Genomic DNA, 15,671 nt, shown 5'->3' on the forward strand with positions numbered 1-15,671 from the left:
TTTTCAATCTTGGATTGTTAGAAAGAGTGGAATATGGAAATCAAAAAACACTTTGGTGTATACGGAGTCTGTTTTCAAGACGGGAAATTGCTTTGCATTGAGAAAACGAGAGGACCTTATCAGCATCGTTTTGATTTACCTGGTGGTAGTCAAGAACTAGGTGAGGGGTTGACAGAAACCCTCAAGAGAGAAGTTATGGAAGAGACAGGCTACACGCTTAGCCATTATTCAAATTCTAGAATTTATGATGTAATGGTTCAAGAAGATGGGCAAGACTTCGCAGTACACCATATCATGGCCTTTTATGATATAGTACTTGATTTCGAACGCTCTCAAAAATCCCTTCCTCAAGAGGTAAATGATGGAAGCAATGATTCAGCAAATGCAATCTGGCTTCCTATCGAGCAGATGACCGAAGAAAATGCCTCACCCCTAGTATTAAAAGTTAAGGCAGAGTTAGGAGGATTTCCAGAATTAGAACTGACAAGCTATAGAAATTGGAAGGTGAAGAAGGGGGATAATGGAACTATTTAAAACATGGAAGAAAAATATGGTTCTCTATGGTCTTAAATCTCAAATCGGAACTGTCTACCGAAACAGTGATAGGACAACAAGCTTTTATGATGTTGGGAATTTTTTATACCTAGCAGGGGAGTTGAATTCCAGATTTTGGGAAGATTTTATTAGGAAATATGGTTTAGATTATAAGATTATTATTTCAGAAAATACCAATTGGCAAGATTTTCTGCATCGGAAAGTGGGGCTAATTTCTTTTACTCGCTATTCTTTTAAAGATGAGGCAAATTTTCAAGTTGAATTTCTAATTAATCTAGTTAATCAGTTAGAGGAAGGTTACAAAATTGTGCCTATTGATAATCATATTTATGACTGCTTTTCTGAGGAAGAGTGGTCACAAGATTTACAGGGAGATTTTGAGCACTATCAGGATTTTGATTTAAAAGGTGGATTTGGCTTTGTGATTCTTAAAAATAAAGAACTGATTGCTGGGATTTCCTCAGGGTTAGTTTACCAAGGAGCAGTTGAAGTGGAAGTTGCAACTAGACCAAACGAACAAGGAAATGGATTTGCTAAAAAGCTTGGTGCTGCAATGATTCTAGAGAGTTTAAATAGAGATGTGTTTCCTCTTTGGGATGCTCATAACGAGGCTTCCAAAAAAGTAGCAGAATTTTTAGGATATGAGATAGTTGAACCCTATGAAGCTTTTGAACTAGAGGAAAGTGTCGTATAATGATATCTGATATTGTATCTTTTAAGACGAGGTGAATGGACATGCAAAACCAACTAGCTCTTAGTGGCGAAAAAATTGTTGAAAAAGTTTATCCCCATTTATTGCACCACGTCGGCTTGATTCGTGGGGAATACTTGTTGAGAGAACTAAACCAAAACATACTATTACCAAGTTGTCAGCAATTTGTGAAAGATTATCTAGACACTATTTGTCATTTGTACTCAGATGAAGAAGTCTGGTATCGTTTTTCAGAGTTAACAAATGGAGAAGTAAATAGTCTAGACGGGACTAAAGACTATTTTGATGAACGCCATCCCTTATTTGGATATAGAGGAATTAGGCGTTTACTGGCGTGTTTGGATGAATTTCAGGCTGAGGCAAATGTCGTTACAGATGTTTATCAAAATAATCCCAATCTGTCTCTTATTTTTCCTTTTGTCAATGATGCTGAGCAGTTAAAGCAAGTTATTACAGTATTACGTCAGCATGGTTTTACTGGGAAAATCGGCACGATGATTGAATTACCGTCAGCGTATTTTGACTTGGACAGGATACTGGAAACGGGTATTTCAAAGATTATAGTTGGAATGAATGATTTGACTTCTTTTGTTTTTGCGACTGTGAGAAACAGTCAATGGCATGATATGGAAAGTCCAATAATGTTAGATATGCTGAGAGATATGCAGGATAAAGCAAGTATGAAAAAGATTGACTTTGCTGTAGCAGGCTATCTGAATGCTTCTTTCATACAAAAAATGAATCAGATGGGTATCAAGTGTATTATCCACTACAGTTCTATTCCAGAGATTTTTAATTTAGAGATTGACCATCCAGATCATCTCAAACGTGTAAAAGAAGAAAGTAAAAAAATACAAAGGAGCAACCTATGACACCTCAAGAAATGTGGAATGCCTACAAGCAAATTAACCCCTCTATCGGAGATGAGATAGATGCCTGGGCTTTTGGAGTGGAACCAGACCTTTTAGCGGATCTGGTTTTTAAAGGCGAAAAAACAGCAACAGCCTCTGCCTACGACCTCTATGCAGTAGAGGACGAACCCCTTCCCCAAGAAGGAACTTTTGATGTTATTTTAGACAGCCAAGATCAGGCTGTCTGCATTATTGAAATTACAAAGGTTTCCGTTCAGCCTTTCCATCAGGTTTCAGCCGACCATGCCTACAAGGAAGGTGAGGGAGACAAATCTTTAGCCTACTGGCGTCAGGTTCATGAGGATTGTTTCGCCGAGTGGCTGAGAGAAGCAGGACTGACTTTTACACCTGACAGCAAGGTTGTTTTGGAAGAATTTCGCAAGGTCTACCCTCTGTAGACTGCTAGTAGGAAGAAAGTTTTGGAAATCGCCGTCCAAAGCTTTTTTCTGACTTAAAATATGATAAAATAGGTATGTTTGAACTAGAGCATTCGCTCAGAAATTTAGAATAGGAGAATATGATGCAAGCAGTAGAACATTATATTGAAACATTTGTTCCTGAACATTATGATTTATTTTTAGACTTGAGTCGTGAGACCAAGACCTTTTCCGGGAAGGTGACCATCACTGGTCAAGCAAGAAGTGAACGTATTTCCCTTCACCAAAAAGACTTGGAAATCGCCTCTGTGGAAGTTGCAGGGGCAACTCGTTCATTCACAGTCGATAATGAAAACGAAGCTCTTCATATCGAACTTGCAGAAGCAGGTCAAGTTGAAGTGGTTATCGCTTTCTCAGGAAAAATTACAGATAACATGACAGGGATTTACCCTTCTTATTACACTGTTGATGGTGTTAAGAAAGAAGTCTTGTCTACTCAGTTTGAGAGCCACTTTGCCCGCGAAGCCTTCCCATGTGTGGATGAGCCAGAAGCTAAAGCAACCTTTGACCTAGCTCTTCGTTTTGACCAAGCAGAAGGTGAATTGGCCTTGTCAAACATGCCAGAGATTGACGTTGAAAACCGCAAAGAAACTGGAATCTGGAAGTTTGAGACAACACCTCGTATGTCTTCTTACTTGTTAGCTTTCGTTGCTGGTGATTTGCAAGGTGTAACTGCTACAACTAAAAATGGTACTTTGGTAGGTGTATACTCAACCAAGGCACACCCACTTTCAAATCTTGATTTCTCACTAGACATCGCTGTTCGCTCAATCGAATTTTACGAAGATTACTACGGAGTCAAGTACCCAATTCCTCAATCTCTTCACATCGCCCTTCCTGACTTCTCAGCAGGTGCTATGGAAAACTGGGGTCTTGTGACTTATCGTGAAGTTTACTTGGTTGTGGACGAAAACTCAACCTTTGCTAGTCGTCAACAAGTTGCCCTTGTCGTGGCACATGAATTGGCTCACCAATGGTTTGGTAACCTAGTAACTATGAAATGGTGGGATGACCTATGGCTTAATGAAAGCTTCGCCAACATGATGGAATACGTCTGTGTGGATGCTATTGAACCAAGCTGGAATATCTTTGAAGACTTCCAAACAGGTGGTGTTCCATCTGCCTTGAAACGTGATGCGACAGATGGTGTTCAGTCTGTTCACGTTGAAGTCAAACACCCAGATGAAATCAACACTCTCTTTGACGGAGCTATCGTCTATGCCAAAGGAAGCCGTCTCATGCACATGCTTCGTCGTTGGCTCGGCGATGCTGATTTTGCTAAAGGTTTGCACGCTTACTTTGAAAAACATCAATACGGAAACACAATTGGTCGTGACCTCTGGAATGCCCTTGGTCAAGCATCAGGTCGTGATGTAGCAGCCTTTATGGATTCTTGGTTGGAGCAACCGGGATACCCAGTCCTTACTGCTACAGTTGAAGATGATGTCTTGAAGATTTCGCAAAAACAATTCTTTATCGGTGAATACGAAGACAAGAACCGTCTCTGGGTGGTGCCACTAAACAGCAACTGGAAAGGCCTACCAGATACTCTCGAAACTGAAAGCATTGAAATTCCAGGTTATGCAGCACTTCTTGCTGAAAACAAGACAGCCCTTCGTCTTAACACTGAAAATACTGCCCACTACATTACCGACTATCAAGGTGAATTGCTTGATGCTGTTCTTTCAGAATTAGTTGAGCTTGACAACACAAGCAAGCTGCAAATCGTCCAAGAACGTCGTTTGCTTGCTGAAGCAGGGCACATTTCTTATGCTGACTTGCTCCCAGTCCTTGATAAACTTGCTAAAGAAGAATCTTACCTTGTCGTTTCAGCCGTTTCTCAAGTGATTTCTGCCCTCGAGCGCTTTATCGATGAAGGGACAGAAGCTGAAAGAGCCTTTAAAGCATTGGTTGCTAAATTGGCTCGTCATAATTATGACCGTCTTGGTTTCGAGGCTAAAGACGGAGAATCAGATGAGGATGAATTGGTTCGTCAACTGGCTGTTTCGATGATGATTCGCTCGAATGATGCAGAAGCTAGTCAAGTCGCTAGCCAAATCTTCGCAGCCCACAAGGATCATCTTGCAGGACTCCCAGCAGCAATCCGCTCACAAGTCCTTATCAATGAAATGAAACATCATGAGACCAAAGACTTGTTAGCACTTTATCTTGATACTTATACTCACGCAACAGATGCTGTCTTTAAACGCCAGTTGGCAGCAGCCCTTGCCTACAGTACAGATGCGGACAATATCCAAACCTTGATTGCTTCTTGGAAGGACAAATTTGTGGTGAAACCACAGGACTTATCTGCATGGTACTTCCAGTTCTTAGGTCATCAAGCAACTCAGGAAACAGCTTGGTCTTGGGCGCGTGAAAACTGGGCTTGGATTAAGGCAGCACTTGGAGGAGATATGAGCTTTGATAGCTTTGTCATCCTTCCGGCTCATGTATTTAAGACTCAGCAACGCTTGGCAGAGTACAAGGAATTCTTTGAACCGCAACTTTCTGACCTTGCTCTTAGCCGTAACATCGGTATGGGAATCAAGGAGATTGCAGCGCGTGTTGACTTGATTAACCGTGAAAAAGCTGCAGTGGAAGCAGTCGTTCTTCAATACGGAAATGAATAAATAATAAAATAAAAAGAGAACTCAGCTATCTCATGTAATACTCTTCGAAAATCAAATTGAAACCAGGTCAGCGTTGCCTTACCGTACTCAAGTACAGCCTGTGGCTAGCTTCCTAGTTTGCTCTTTGATTTTCATTGAGTATAAAATGCAGAGAGTTGAGTTTTTTTTAAGGCAAATTTGGTATAATGGATTTATTAAGGAGGAGTTTCTCATGATAAAAATCTTATTGGTTGAGGATGACCTAGGCCTGTCAAATTCAGTATTTGACTTTTTAGACGATTTTGCGGATGTCATGCAGGTATTTGATGGGGAAGAAGGTCTCTACGAAGCTGAGAGTGGCGTCTATGACTTGATTTTGCTCGATTTGATGTTGCCAGAAAAAAATGGTTTTCAAGTCTTGAAAGAATTGCGTGAAAAGGGAATTACGACTCCAGTTCTGATTATGACTGCCAAGGAAAGCTTGGATGACAAGGGACATGGATTTGAACTGGGAGCGGATGATTATCTGACAAAACCTTTCTACTTAGAAGAACTCAAAATGCGGATTCAAGCCCTGCTAAAACGTTCAGGTAAGTTTAATGAAAACACCTTGACTTATGGAAATATTGTAGTTAATTTGTCAACAAATACCGTTAAGGTTGAAGATACTCCTGTCGAATTGCTGGGGAAAGAGTTCGATTTATTAGTCTATTTCCTTCAAAATCAAAATGTGATTTTGCCTAAGACACAGATTTTTGATCGTCTTTGGGGATTTGATAGTGATACAACGATTTCGGTTGTCGAAGTCTATGTTTCAAAAGTCCGTAAGAAATTAAAAGGGACCACTTTTGCAGAGAATTTGCAAACCTTGCGCAGTGTTGGGTATATTTTAAAAGATGTTCAGTAAACTAAAAAAAACATGGTATGCGGATGACTTTAGCTACTTTATTCGCAACTTTGGTGTCTTCACTCTGATTTTCTCTACCATGACCCTGATTATTTTACAAGTCATGCATTCGAGTCTCTATACTTCGGTGGATGATACGCTCCATGGATTGAGTAATAATCCTCAGGCAGTTATTCAGCTGGCAGTAAATAGGGCAACAGAAGAGATTAAAGATTTAGAGAATGCTGCTAAAGATACCAGCAAGACTGAGGTAAAGCCCAATGTCAGCTCCAATACGGAGGTTATTCTTTTTGATAAGAATTTTACTCAGCTCCTTTCTGGAAATCGATTCTTGGGTTTGGATAAGATTAAGTTAGAAAAGAAAGAACTAGGCCATATCTACCAGATTCAAGTTTTTAATAGCTATGGACAAGAAGAAATCTATCGCATGATTTTGATGGAAACGAATATTAGTTCAGTTTCAACCAATATCAAGTATGCGGCTGTCTTGATTAATACTAGTCAGTTGGAGCAGGCCAGTCAAAAGCATGAGCAATTGATTGTGGTTGTGATGGCTAGTTTCTGGATTTTGTCTTTACTTGCCAGTCTCTATCTAGCTAGGGTTAGTGTTCGTCCTCTGCTTGAGAGCATGCAGAAGCAACAGTCCTTTGTGGAAAATGCTAGTCATGAGTTACGAACTCCACTTGCTGTTTTGCAAAATCGTTTAGAGACCCTTTTCCGTAAGCCAGAAGCTACCATTATGGATGTGAGTGAAAGTATTGCGTCTAGTTTGGAAGAAGTCCGAAATATGCGGTTTTTGACGACAAACTTGTTGAATTTAGCTCGGAGAGATGATGGGATTAAGCCGGAACTTGCTGAAGTTCCAACTAGCTTTTTTAATACAACTTTCACAAATTATGAGATGATTGCTTCGGAAAATGACCGTGTCTTCCGTTTTGAAAATCGCATCCATCGAACGATTGTCACAGATCATCTTCTATTGAAACAACTGATGACCATCCTATTTGATAATGCTATCAAATATACTGAAGAGGATGGTGAAATTGATTTTGTGATTTCAGCGACTGATCGCAATCTGTATTTACTTGTTTCTGATAACGGTGTCGGTATTTCGACAGAAGATAAGAAGAAAATTTTTGACCGCTTTTATCGAGTGGACAAGGCTAGAACCCGTCAAAAAGGTGGTTTTGGTTTAGGATTATCCCTAGCCAAGCAAATTGTAGATGCCTTAAAAGGAAGCATTACTGTTAAAGATAATAAACCAAAAGGAACAATCTTTGAAGTGAAGATTGCCATTCAGACACCATCTAAAAAGAAAAAATAAAAATATCGCTCCAGCTGGGGCGATATTTTGGATTTATCTTCTACGTTTTCGTTTGATAATAGATCGTTGAACTTTTAAGACAAGTAAACTGGAGCCGATTGCTGCGGCAAAGGCAAGAGCAGTTGATAATTTTAATGCTAAAAAGATAAAACTAAAGATAGCAATACAGATACAAAAAACAGCGATATTAACAAAAAATAGGATTTCCTTGAGATTGGCATCAGATTGGGCTTCAGGTGTATAATCTTGATAACGAGGAACCTGATGGTTTAATTCTTCTTGATAGTCCACCTCATAGGATTGTAATTTTCTTACGGGCATTATTCTCTCCTTAACAGTACATAACCATTTTATCATTTTTTCAGCAGAGAATTATTACAGAAAGGTTACAAAAAGAATAAAGTCCCTTTTCAAAATCACTTTTCTTGACACCATAATGTGAAAATGATAGGATGAATAGATACTAAATACTTATTAATATTCATAATTGATTATATTTTTAAGAAAATAGGGCTATCAAATGATTCATTTTTACGAAAATTTGTTTCCTTATTTTCTTTAATTTTATTAGTGAGATTTGTTTTGAATATAGAGACAGATTTTCTGTCTCCTATTTTTATAGTAGTGAGGTGTCTAATTGATGCCTCTTGGAAAAGTTAAAGGAGATAAGCATGTATCTTGCTATCAAAGAAATATTACGAAACAAACTTCGATATAGTTTGATTTTAACTACCATTTTTCTTATCGCTTTCATGGTCTTTTTTATGACCAGTTTAGCTCTTGGTCTTGTACGTAACAACCGATCCGCTATTGATAACTGGCAAGCGACGGGTGTGGTTTTATCTGACTACGCAAATGATAATTTGACGGCATCTTTAATTCCTGAAAAGGACTACAAGGAGAAGAGTTCTAAAGAGGCTGCTCCACTGGGGTATATGTTCGCTGTGACCAATCTAATCAATGATAGTGAAAAGGTCAATGTTTCCATCTTTGCTCAAGAGTGGGACGCCTTCATCTCTCCGAGTTTGACGGAGGGACGCTATCCTGAGGGGGATGATGAGGTTGTCGTGGATCAGTCCTTTGAGAACTATGGAATCAAGCTAGGTGATGCCATTCAGCTGAATGGAAGTGAGACAGGTTACAAGATTGTAGGCCTAGCTCAAGGAAATAAATTTTTTACTGAGCCTGTTGTCTTTACGAGTCTGACAACTTATTGGACATTACAAGGAACTTTAAAATCTAATAAATCGATCTCTGCCTTGGTATTGAAAAATGATATAGAAGTGGCTGGTGATGGACTGAAACAGATTTCCATTCCAAAAATGATTTCGAAAATTCCTGGTTACACACCTCAGGTTAATGTATTTTCAGGGATGATTCTTGCTATGATTATCATCACAGGCTTGATTGTGGGTATATTTGTCTATATCATTACCATCCAAAAACTAGGACTTTATGGAATAATGCGGGCTCAGGGAATACAGATTAAAACTATTGTATGGTCTCTTTTCTGTCAAATCTTCCTCCTAGCCGGTATGGGAATTGCTTTAGCTTTGCTGGCTATTGGTGGAGTGATTTTAGTCTTACCAGCTACCTTCTTTTTCTACCCAAGTTGGTTAGCCTATTCTATCCTAAGCTTGGTGATTTGCTTGATGGCCCTTCTAGGTGGTGTCATTTCACTTCCACGCTTGCTAAAGGTGGACCCGATTACTGCAATTGCAAAGTGATAAGGAGAATAGTATGACAACATTGATTGAAATGAATCAAGTGACAAAAACCTACGGGGAAGGAAAGATGAAAGTCGTAGCTCTGCATGAGACGGATTTTCAGCTAAATGAGGGAGAGTTCGTGGCTATCGTTGGGCCTTCAGGTTCTGGAAAAACGACTTTTCTAACAACTCTTGGACAACTTCAGGAAGCATCGAGTGGAAAGATTTTGGTAAAGGGGAAAGAAACAGGCAGTTTGACGGAGAAGGAGAAAACAGACCTCCGTTTTAGAGAGTTTGGCTTTATTCTACAAGCTTCAAACTTAATTCCTTTTCTTACGGTCAAGGAACAGCTGGATTTGATTGACAAACTGGATAAGGAAAAAAATAGTAAAAGTGATCGAAAAGAGTTACTTGACTTGTTGGATTTGGAAAAAGTACAAGATCAGTATCCCAAGGCTTTATCAGGTGGAGAACGTCAACGTGCGGCGATTGCTAGAGCACTTTACAACAATCCAAGTATCGTGCTTGCAGATGAGCCGACAGCAAGTCTGGATACCGAGCGTGCTTACCAAGTAACGGAGATGTTGGCTGCCATTGCCCACGCACAAGGTAGAGGAGTTGTTATGATTACACATGATACACGCCTTCTTGAGAAGGTTGACCGAGTTTATGTTATGAATGACGGCCATCTAGTTGAAAAAACACATGCATAAAAAAGAGAGTGAACGGTGCTAGTTACTGTTCACTTTTTGATTGCGAACTTTAAAAAATGACTTTGACTTTTTAGAAAACTCCTAGTATTCATAGCTGATTTTTGAGAAATGTGGTATAATTTTTCTTATGGAAAAGATTATCATTACAGCAACTGCTGAAAGTATTGAACAAGTTAAACAACTGCTCGAAGCTGGCGTAGACCGTATCTATGTTGGTGAGAAAGATTTTGGCCTTCGTCTGCCAACGACCTTTAGTTATGACCAATTGCGTGAAATCGCTAAGCTGGTTCATGATGCGGATAAGGAATTGATTGTTGCGGTTAACGCCCTCATGCACCAAGATATGATGGACCGTATCAAGCCTTTCTTAGACTTTTTGGAAGAAATCAAGACAGACTACATTACGATTGGGGATGCAGGTGTCTTTTACGTAGTCAACCGCGATGGTTATTCATTTAAGACCATCTACGATGCTTCAACCATGGTAACTAGCAGTCGTCAGATTAACTTCTGGGGACAGAAGGCTGGCGCATCTGAGGCTGTTTTGGCGCGTGAAATTCCATCGGCTGAACTCTTCAAAATGCCAGAGATTTTGGAAATTCCTGCTGAAGTGTTGGTTTATGGAGCTAGTGTTATTCACCATTCTAAGCGTCCGCTCTTGCAAAACTACTATAATTTCACTCAAATTGATGACGAAAAAACACGTCAGCGTGATTTGTTCTTGGCTGAACCAAGTGACCCAGAGAGCCACTATTCCATTTTTGAAGACAATCATGGTACTCACATCTTTGCCAACAATGACCTTGATTTGATGACCAAATTAACAGAATTGGTAGAGCATGGTTTTACTCACTGGAAACTAGAAGGGCTCTACACTCCAGGTCAGAACTTTGTTGAGATTGCAAAACTCTTTATTCAAGCGCGTAGCTTGATTCAAGAGGGCAACTTTAGCCATGACCAAGCCTTCTTGTTGGATGAAGAAGTTCGTAAACTTCACCCTAAAAACCGTTTCCTTGATACAGGTTTCTATGACTACGATCCTGATATGGTTAAATAAAGTAAATAGATAGTTGAGAGAAGGAAGATGTAAACATTTCTTCTCTCAATTTTTCGTATTTCTTCACTATTTTCAAAAAATCAGCAGGCTAGGCTGCTCTGTTTGACGGTGTTTTTAAGAAAAGTGACCTTCTTGAGTTTGAAAATTATCCCATGTTTGCAGGTGCCAAATGGCCCTTTTTTTGGTATAATTTTTTATAATGAAAACGATTGGTAATCGCTATGTTGTGGTTGATTTAGAGGCAACTAGCACAGGTAGTAAGGCTAAAATTATCCAAGTGGGAATTGTTGTGATTGAGGACGGAAAAATCGTCGATCACTATACGACGGATGTCAATCCATACGAACCTTTGGATGCTCATATCAAAGAACTGACAGGATTGACAGATCAACGTCTGGCGCAAGCACCTGATTTTTCGCAAGTTGCTAGAAAAATCTTTGACTTGGTGGAGGATGGGATTTTTGTAGCCCATAATGTTCAGTTTGATGCCAATCTCTTGGCGGAAAATTTATTTTTTGAAGGCTATGAGCTAAGAAATCCTCGTGTTGATACGGTCGAATTGGCCCAGGTCTTTTTCCCTGAACTGGAAAAATATAGCTTGCCGATATTGTGCCGAGAATTAGGAATTCCTCTTAAACACGCTCACACAGCCCTTTCAGATGCCCAAGCTACAGCAGAATTACTTCTTTTTTTACGGGAAAAGATGGCCCAGCTTCCTAAAGGTCTCTTGGAACGCTTGTTGGAAATGGCTGATGCCCTCCTATATGAATCCTACTTGGTTATTGAAGAAATTTATCGCAGCCAATCTATCCTGAGTTCTCCAGACTTGGTCCAAGTTCAAGGACTGTATTTCAAGAAAAATGAAGCTTCCCTGGAGCCACGAAAACTATCTCAAGATTTTCCGAAAAATATTTCTCTATTGAACCTTGAAGTGAGGGAGGAACAAGAAAGTTTTGCTAAAGAAGTCGGCTTGCTATTGAAAGATGAGCCTGTCTCATTAATTCAAGCGCCGACAGGAATTGGAAAAACCTACGGCTATCTCTTACCCGCTTTATCTCAATCCAAAGAGCGTCAAATTGTTCTTAGTGTTCCGACAAAGATTCTTCAAAATCAAATCATGGAAGAAGAAGGTAAACATCTCAAGGAAGTGTTCCATATAGATATTCATAGTTTAAAGGGGCCACACAATTATTTGAAGTTGGATGCCTTTTATCGTTCCTTGCAGGAAAATGATGAAAATCGCTTATTTAGACGCTTTAAAATGCAACTCTTGGTCTGGTTGACAGAGACAGAAACCGGGGATTTGGATGAGATTGGTCAGCTCTACCGTTACCAACATTTTCTAAGAGATCTTCGTCATGATGGGAATTTATCATCCAAGAGCTTATTTATGACGGAAGATTTTTGGAAACGTAGTCAGGAAAGAGCAGAGGCTTGCAAGCTCTTAGTGACCAATCATGCCTATCTTGTAACCAGACTTGAAGATAATCCTGAATTTGTCAGCGACCGTTTATTGATTATTGATGAAGTCCAAAAAGTTTTGTTGGCCCTAGAAAATCTGCTTCAAGAGACCTACGATATCCAGTCTATTATTGATTTGCTTGATAAGGCTTTAGTAGGAGAAGAAAACAGGGTCCAGCAGCGAATACTAGAAAGTATTCGCTTCGAGTGTCTCTATTTGATAGAGCAATTTCAGTCTGGCAAATCTCGGAAAAATGTCTTGGATTCTCTTGCCAATCTCCACCAGTATTTTTCAGAATTAGAGGTAGAAGGCTTTGAGGAACTGGTTCGCTATTTTACGGCTGAAGGTGATTACTGGCTTGAAGCCACTGAAACGAGTCAGAAGAAAATTCAGATTTCTTCTACAAAATCAGGCCGTGTTCTTCTATCTTCCTTAGTGCCTGAATCATGTCAAGTATTGGGAGTGTCGGCTACTCTTGAGATTAGTCAGAGGGTTTCTTTGGCAGACCTTTTAGGCTATCCTGAAGCCAAATTTGTCAAGATTGAAGCTCATAAAAAACAGGATCAAGAAGTGATCTTGGTCAAAGATTTCCCTCTAGTAACAGAAACCTCCTTAGAAGTTTACGCCAAAGAGGTAGCTGATTTACTGATGGATGTTCAAGCTTTCCAACAACCGATTTTGGTTCTCTTTACTGCTAAAGACATGCTTCTAGCAGTATCGGATTTACTTCCAGTTAGCCATCTGGCCCAGTATAAAAATGGCGATGTTCATCAACTGAAGAAACGCTTTGAAAAAGGAGAACAACAAATCCTGCTTGGTGCAGCAAGTTTCTGGGAAGGAGTCGATTTTTCAAGTCATCCTTTTGTGATTCAAGTTGTACCAAGACTTCCTTTCCAAAATCCTAAAGAGCCCTTGACGAAAAAGATTAATCAGGAACTGAATCAAGAAGGAAAAAATGCCTTTTATGATTATCAGTTGCCAATGGCCATTATTCGTTTAAAGCAGGCTTTGGGAAGAAGTATGAGACGCGAACACCAACGTTCCTTAACTCTTATTTTGGATAGGAGAATTGTCGGAAAGAGATATGGCAAACAAATAGTGGCATCTCTAGCAAAAGAAGCGACTGTTAAAACCCTCTCTCAGTCTGAAGTTAATGAAGTTATTGATAAATTTTTAAATGAACTTTGATAAGTAGTATAGTATGAAAGTATAAGGTTAGTATATATGAAACGTTCTCTAGACTCTAGAGTCGATTATAGTTTGCTCTTGCCAGTATTTTTTCTACTGGTTATCGGCGTGGTGGCTATCTACATAGCTGTTAGCCATGATTATCCAAACAATATTCTGCCCATTTTAGGACAGCAGGTTGCATGGATTGCCTTGGGGCTTGTGATTGGTTTTGTGGTCATGCTTTTTAATACAGAATTTCTTTGGAAAGTGACCCCCTTTCTTTATATTTTAGGCTTGGGACTCATGGTTTTACCTATCGTCTTTTATAATCCAAGCTTAGTCGCATCTACGGGTGCTAAAAACTGGATTTCAGTAAATGGAATCACCTTGTTCCAACCGTCAGAGTTTATGAAGATATCCTACATCCTCATGCTAGCTCGTGTGATTGTCCAGTTTACAAAAAAACATAAGGAATGGCGTCGAACGGTTCCGCTGGACTTTTTGTTGATTTTCTGGATGATTCTCTTTACCATTCCAGTCTTAGTTCTTTTGGCACTTCAAAGTGACTTGGGAACGGCCTTGGTTTTTGTGGCTATTTTCTCAGGAATCGTTTTATTATCGGGGGTTTCTTGGAAAATTATTATCCCAGTATTTGTGACTGCTGTAACAGGAGTTGCTGGTTTCTTAGCTATTTTTATCAGCAAGGACGGCCGGGCTTTTCTCCATCAACTGGGAATGCCGACCTACCAAATCAATCGTATTTTGGCTTGGCTCAACCCATTTGACTTTGCTCAAACAACTACTTACCAGCAGGCTCAAGGGCAGATTGCTATTGGAAGCGGTGGCTTATTTGGTCAAGGATTTAATGCTTCTAATCTGCTTATCCCAGTTCGAGAGTCGGATATGATTTTCACGGTCATTGCAGAAGATTTTGGCTTCATTGGATCTGTTCTTGTTATTGCCCTTTATCTCATGCTGATTTACCGTATGTTGAAGATTACACTTAAATCAAATAACCAGTTCTATACTTATATTTCCACAGGTTTGATTATGATGTTACTCTTCCACATCTTTGAAAATATCGGTGCTGTGACAGGCTTACTTCCTTTGACAGGAATTCCACTGCCTTTCATTTCACAAGGGGGGTCGGCTATTATTAGTAACTTAATTGGTGTTGGCTTGCTTTTATCGATGAGTTACCAGACCAATCTAGCTGAAGAAAAGAGTGGAAAAGTTCCATTCAAGCGAAAAAAAGTTGTATTAAAACGAATCAAATAAGGAGGAAATCATGGTTAAAGTAGCAGTTATGTTGGCTCAGGGCTTTGAAGAAATTGAAGCTTTGACAGTTGTAGATGTCTTGCGTCGTGCCAATATCAGTTGTGATATGGTTGGTTTTGAAGAGCAAGTAACAGGTTCGCATGCAATCCAAGTCAGAGCAGATCGTGTCTTTGATGGAGATTTGTCAGACTATGATATGATAGTCCTTCCTGGCGGAATGCCTGGTTCTGCACATTTGCGTGACAATCAGGCCTTGATTCAAGAATTACAAAGCTTCGAGCAAGAAGGGAAGAAACTGGCAGCCATTTGTGCGGCACCAATTGCCCTCAATCAAGCAGGGCTATTGAAAAACAAGCAGTACACTTGCTATGATGGCGTGCAGGAGCAAATCCTTGATGGTCACTACGTCAAGGAAACAGTAGTGGTAGATGGTCAATTGATAACCAGTCGAGGCCCTTCAACAGCACTTGCCTTTGCCTACGAGTTGGTGGAGCAACTAGGAGGGGACGCAGAGACTTTACGAAGAGGAATGCTTTATCGAGATTTCTTTGGTAAAAATCAGTAAAACGGGAGTCAAACTCTCGTTTTTTTGCTAAATTCCCAAACTAAGTTCCATCGCTAATTCAAGTGGAAGTTAGTCTGATAAAAACCCTAAAAACCAGTGGCAATCCGTGTCAAGGTAAGTTCCACTGGTTTTAATAATGCTTGGTTTTATAGCTTTTGTAGCCGAAAGGAATCGAAAAAAAGAGCGCACAAAATCCTCTCATCTGAAAGCGTTTCAGATTAAGTTCCGCTATGGTGGAAGTTAGTGTGAGACGTTTGAATGGG

The 15,671-nt window shown here is 39.7% G+C and carries 14 protein-coding genes; 13 read left to right on the forward strand and 1 reads right to left on the reverse strand.

Translation table 11 applies throughout. The features are described from left to right. Positions 1–33: 33 nt before the first annotated feature. The 7 genes from QM959_RS03650 (at position 34) to ciaH (ending at position 7,455) form a co-directional block, all read left to right on the forward strand. Positions 34–534 (forward strand): NUDIX hydrolase, encoded by a 501-nt coding sequence (locus QM959_RS03650; RefSeq protein WP_414371498.1) that lies wholly within the window; start codon positions 34–36, stop codon positions 532–534. After that, positions 521–1,249, forward strand: coding sequence for a GNAT family N-acetyltransferase (locus tag QM959_RS03655; protein ID WP_414371500.1), 729 nt, complete (start codon positions 521–523; stop codon positions 1,247–1,249). Before QM959_RS03650 ends, QM959_RS03655 begins: the two co-directional genes overlap by 14 nt. Positions 1,250–1,290: 41 nt before the next feature. After that, complete coding sequence (locus QM959_RS03660) at positions 1,291–2,139, forward strand: putative PEP-binding protein (protein WP_414371502.1); 849 nt, start codon at positions 1,291–1,293, stop codon at positions 2,137–2,139. After that, positions 2,136–2,576 carry an ASCH domain-containing protein gene (locus QM959_RS03665; RefSeq protein ID WP_414371504.1) on the forward strand — a complete coding sequence of 147 codons (441 nt, stop codon included), beginning with the start codon at positions 2,136–2,138 and terminating at the stop codon, positions 2,574–2,576. The genes QM959_RS03660 and QM959_RS03665 overlap by 4 nt, the downstream gene beginning before the upstream one ends. A gap of 122 nt (positions 2,577–2,698) precedes the next feature. Further along, positions 2,699–5,245: a M1 family metallopeptidase gene (locus QM959_RS03670; RefSeq protein ID WP_414371505.1), complete on the forward strand. Its 2,547-nt coding sequence runs from the start codon at positions 2,699–2,701 to the stop codon at positions 5,243–5,245. Positions 5,246–5,456: 211 nt separating this feature from the next. Further along, a complete protein-coding gene (ciaR, locus tag QM959_RS03675; RefSeq protein WP_000590639.1) occupies positions 5,457–6,131 on the forward strand; it encodes a two-component system response regulator CiaR in 675 nt (224 codons plus the stop codon). Next, positions 6,121–7,455: a sensor histidine kinase gene (gene ciaH / locus QM959_RS03680; RefSeq protein WP_247935327.1), complete on the forward strand. Its 1,335-nt coding sequence runs from the start codon at positions 6,121–6,123 to the stop codon at positions 7,453–7,455. The genes ciaR and ciaH overlap by 11 nt, the downstream gene beginning before the upstream one ends. A gap of 33 nt (positions 7,456–7,488) precedes the next feature. On the opposite strand, the gene QM959_RS03685 is transcribed toward ciaH, so the two are convergent. Next, positions 7,489–7,776 carry a DUF3270 domain-containing protein gene (locus tag QM959_RS03685; protein WP_042901174.1) on the reverse strand — a complete coding sequence of 96 codons (288 nt, stop codon included), beginning with the start codon at positions 7,774–7,776 and terminating at the stop codon, positions 7,489–7,491. Positions 7,777–8,126: 350 nt separating this feature from the next. Here QM959_RS03685 and QM959_RS03690 point away from each other — a divergent pair, with 350 nt between their 5' ends. From QM959_RS03690 to QM959_RS03715, 6 genes are all read left to right on the forward strand, one after another. Further along, the gene (locus tag QM959_RS03690; protein ID WP_414371506.1) at positions 8,127–9,182 is read left to right on the forward strand and encodes an ABC transporter permease; all 1,056 of its coding nucleotides are present in this window, start codon (positions 8,127–8,129) and stop codon (positions 9,180–9,182) included. A 13-nt stretch (positions 9,183–9,195) separates the two neighbouring features. Beyond that, complete coding sequence (locus QM959_RS03695) at positions 9,196–9,876, forward strand: ABC transporter ATP-binding protein (RefSeq protein WP_414371508.1); 681 nt, start codon at positions 9,196–9,198, stop codon at positions 9,874–9,876. 127 nt (positions 9,877–10,003) lie between these two features. Next, positions 10,004–10,933: a peptidase U32 family protein gene (locus QM959_RS03700; RefSeq protein WP_247935324.1), complete on the forward strand. Its 930-nt coding sequence runs from the start codon at positions 10,004–10,006 to the stop codon at positions 10,931–10,933. A gap of 199 nt (positions 10,934–11,132) precedes the next feature. After that, the gene (locus QM959_RS03705; RefSeq protein ID WP_414371510.1) at positions 11,133–13,583 is read left to right on the forward strand and encodes a bifunctional DnaQ family exonuclease/ATP-dependent helicase; all 2,451 of its coding nucleotides are present in this window, start codon (positions 11,133–11,135) and stop codon (positions 13,581–13,583) included. 36 nt (positions 13,584–13,619) lie between these two features. Continuing rightward, positions 13,620–14,843 (forward strand): FtsW/RodA/SpoVE family cell cycle protein, encoded by a 1,224-nt coding sequence (locus QM959_RS03710; protein ID WP_414371512.1) that lies wholly within the window; start codon positions 13,620–13,622, stop codon positions 14,841–14,843. 10 nt (positions 14,844–14,853) lie between these two features. After that, positions 14,854–15,408: a DJ-1 family glyoxalase III gene (locus tag QM959_RS03715; protein WP_414371513.1), complete on the forward strand. Its 555-nt coding sequence runs from the start codon at positions 14,854–14,856 to the stop codon at positions 15,406–15,408. Positions 15,409–15,671: the final 263 nt, after the last annotated feature.

The organism is Streptococcus mitis (assembly GCF_047459985.1).
GTDB lineage: Bacteria > Bacillota > Bacilli > Lactobacillales > Streptococcaceae > Streptococcus > Streptococcus mitis_DZ.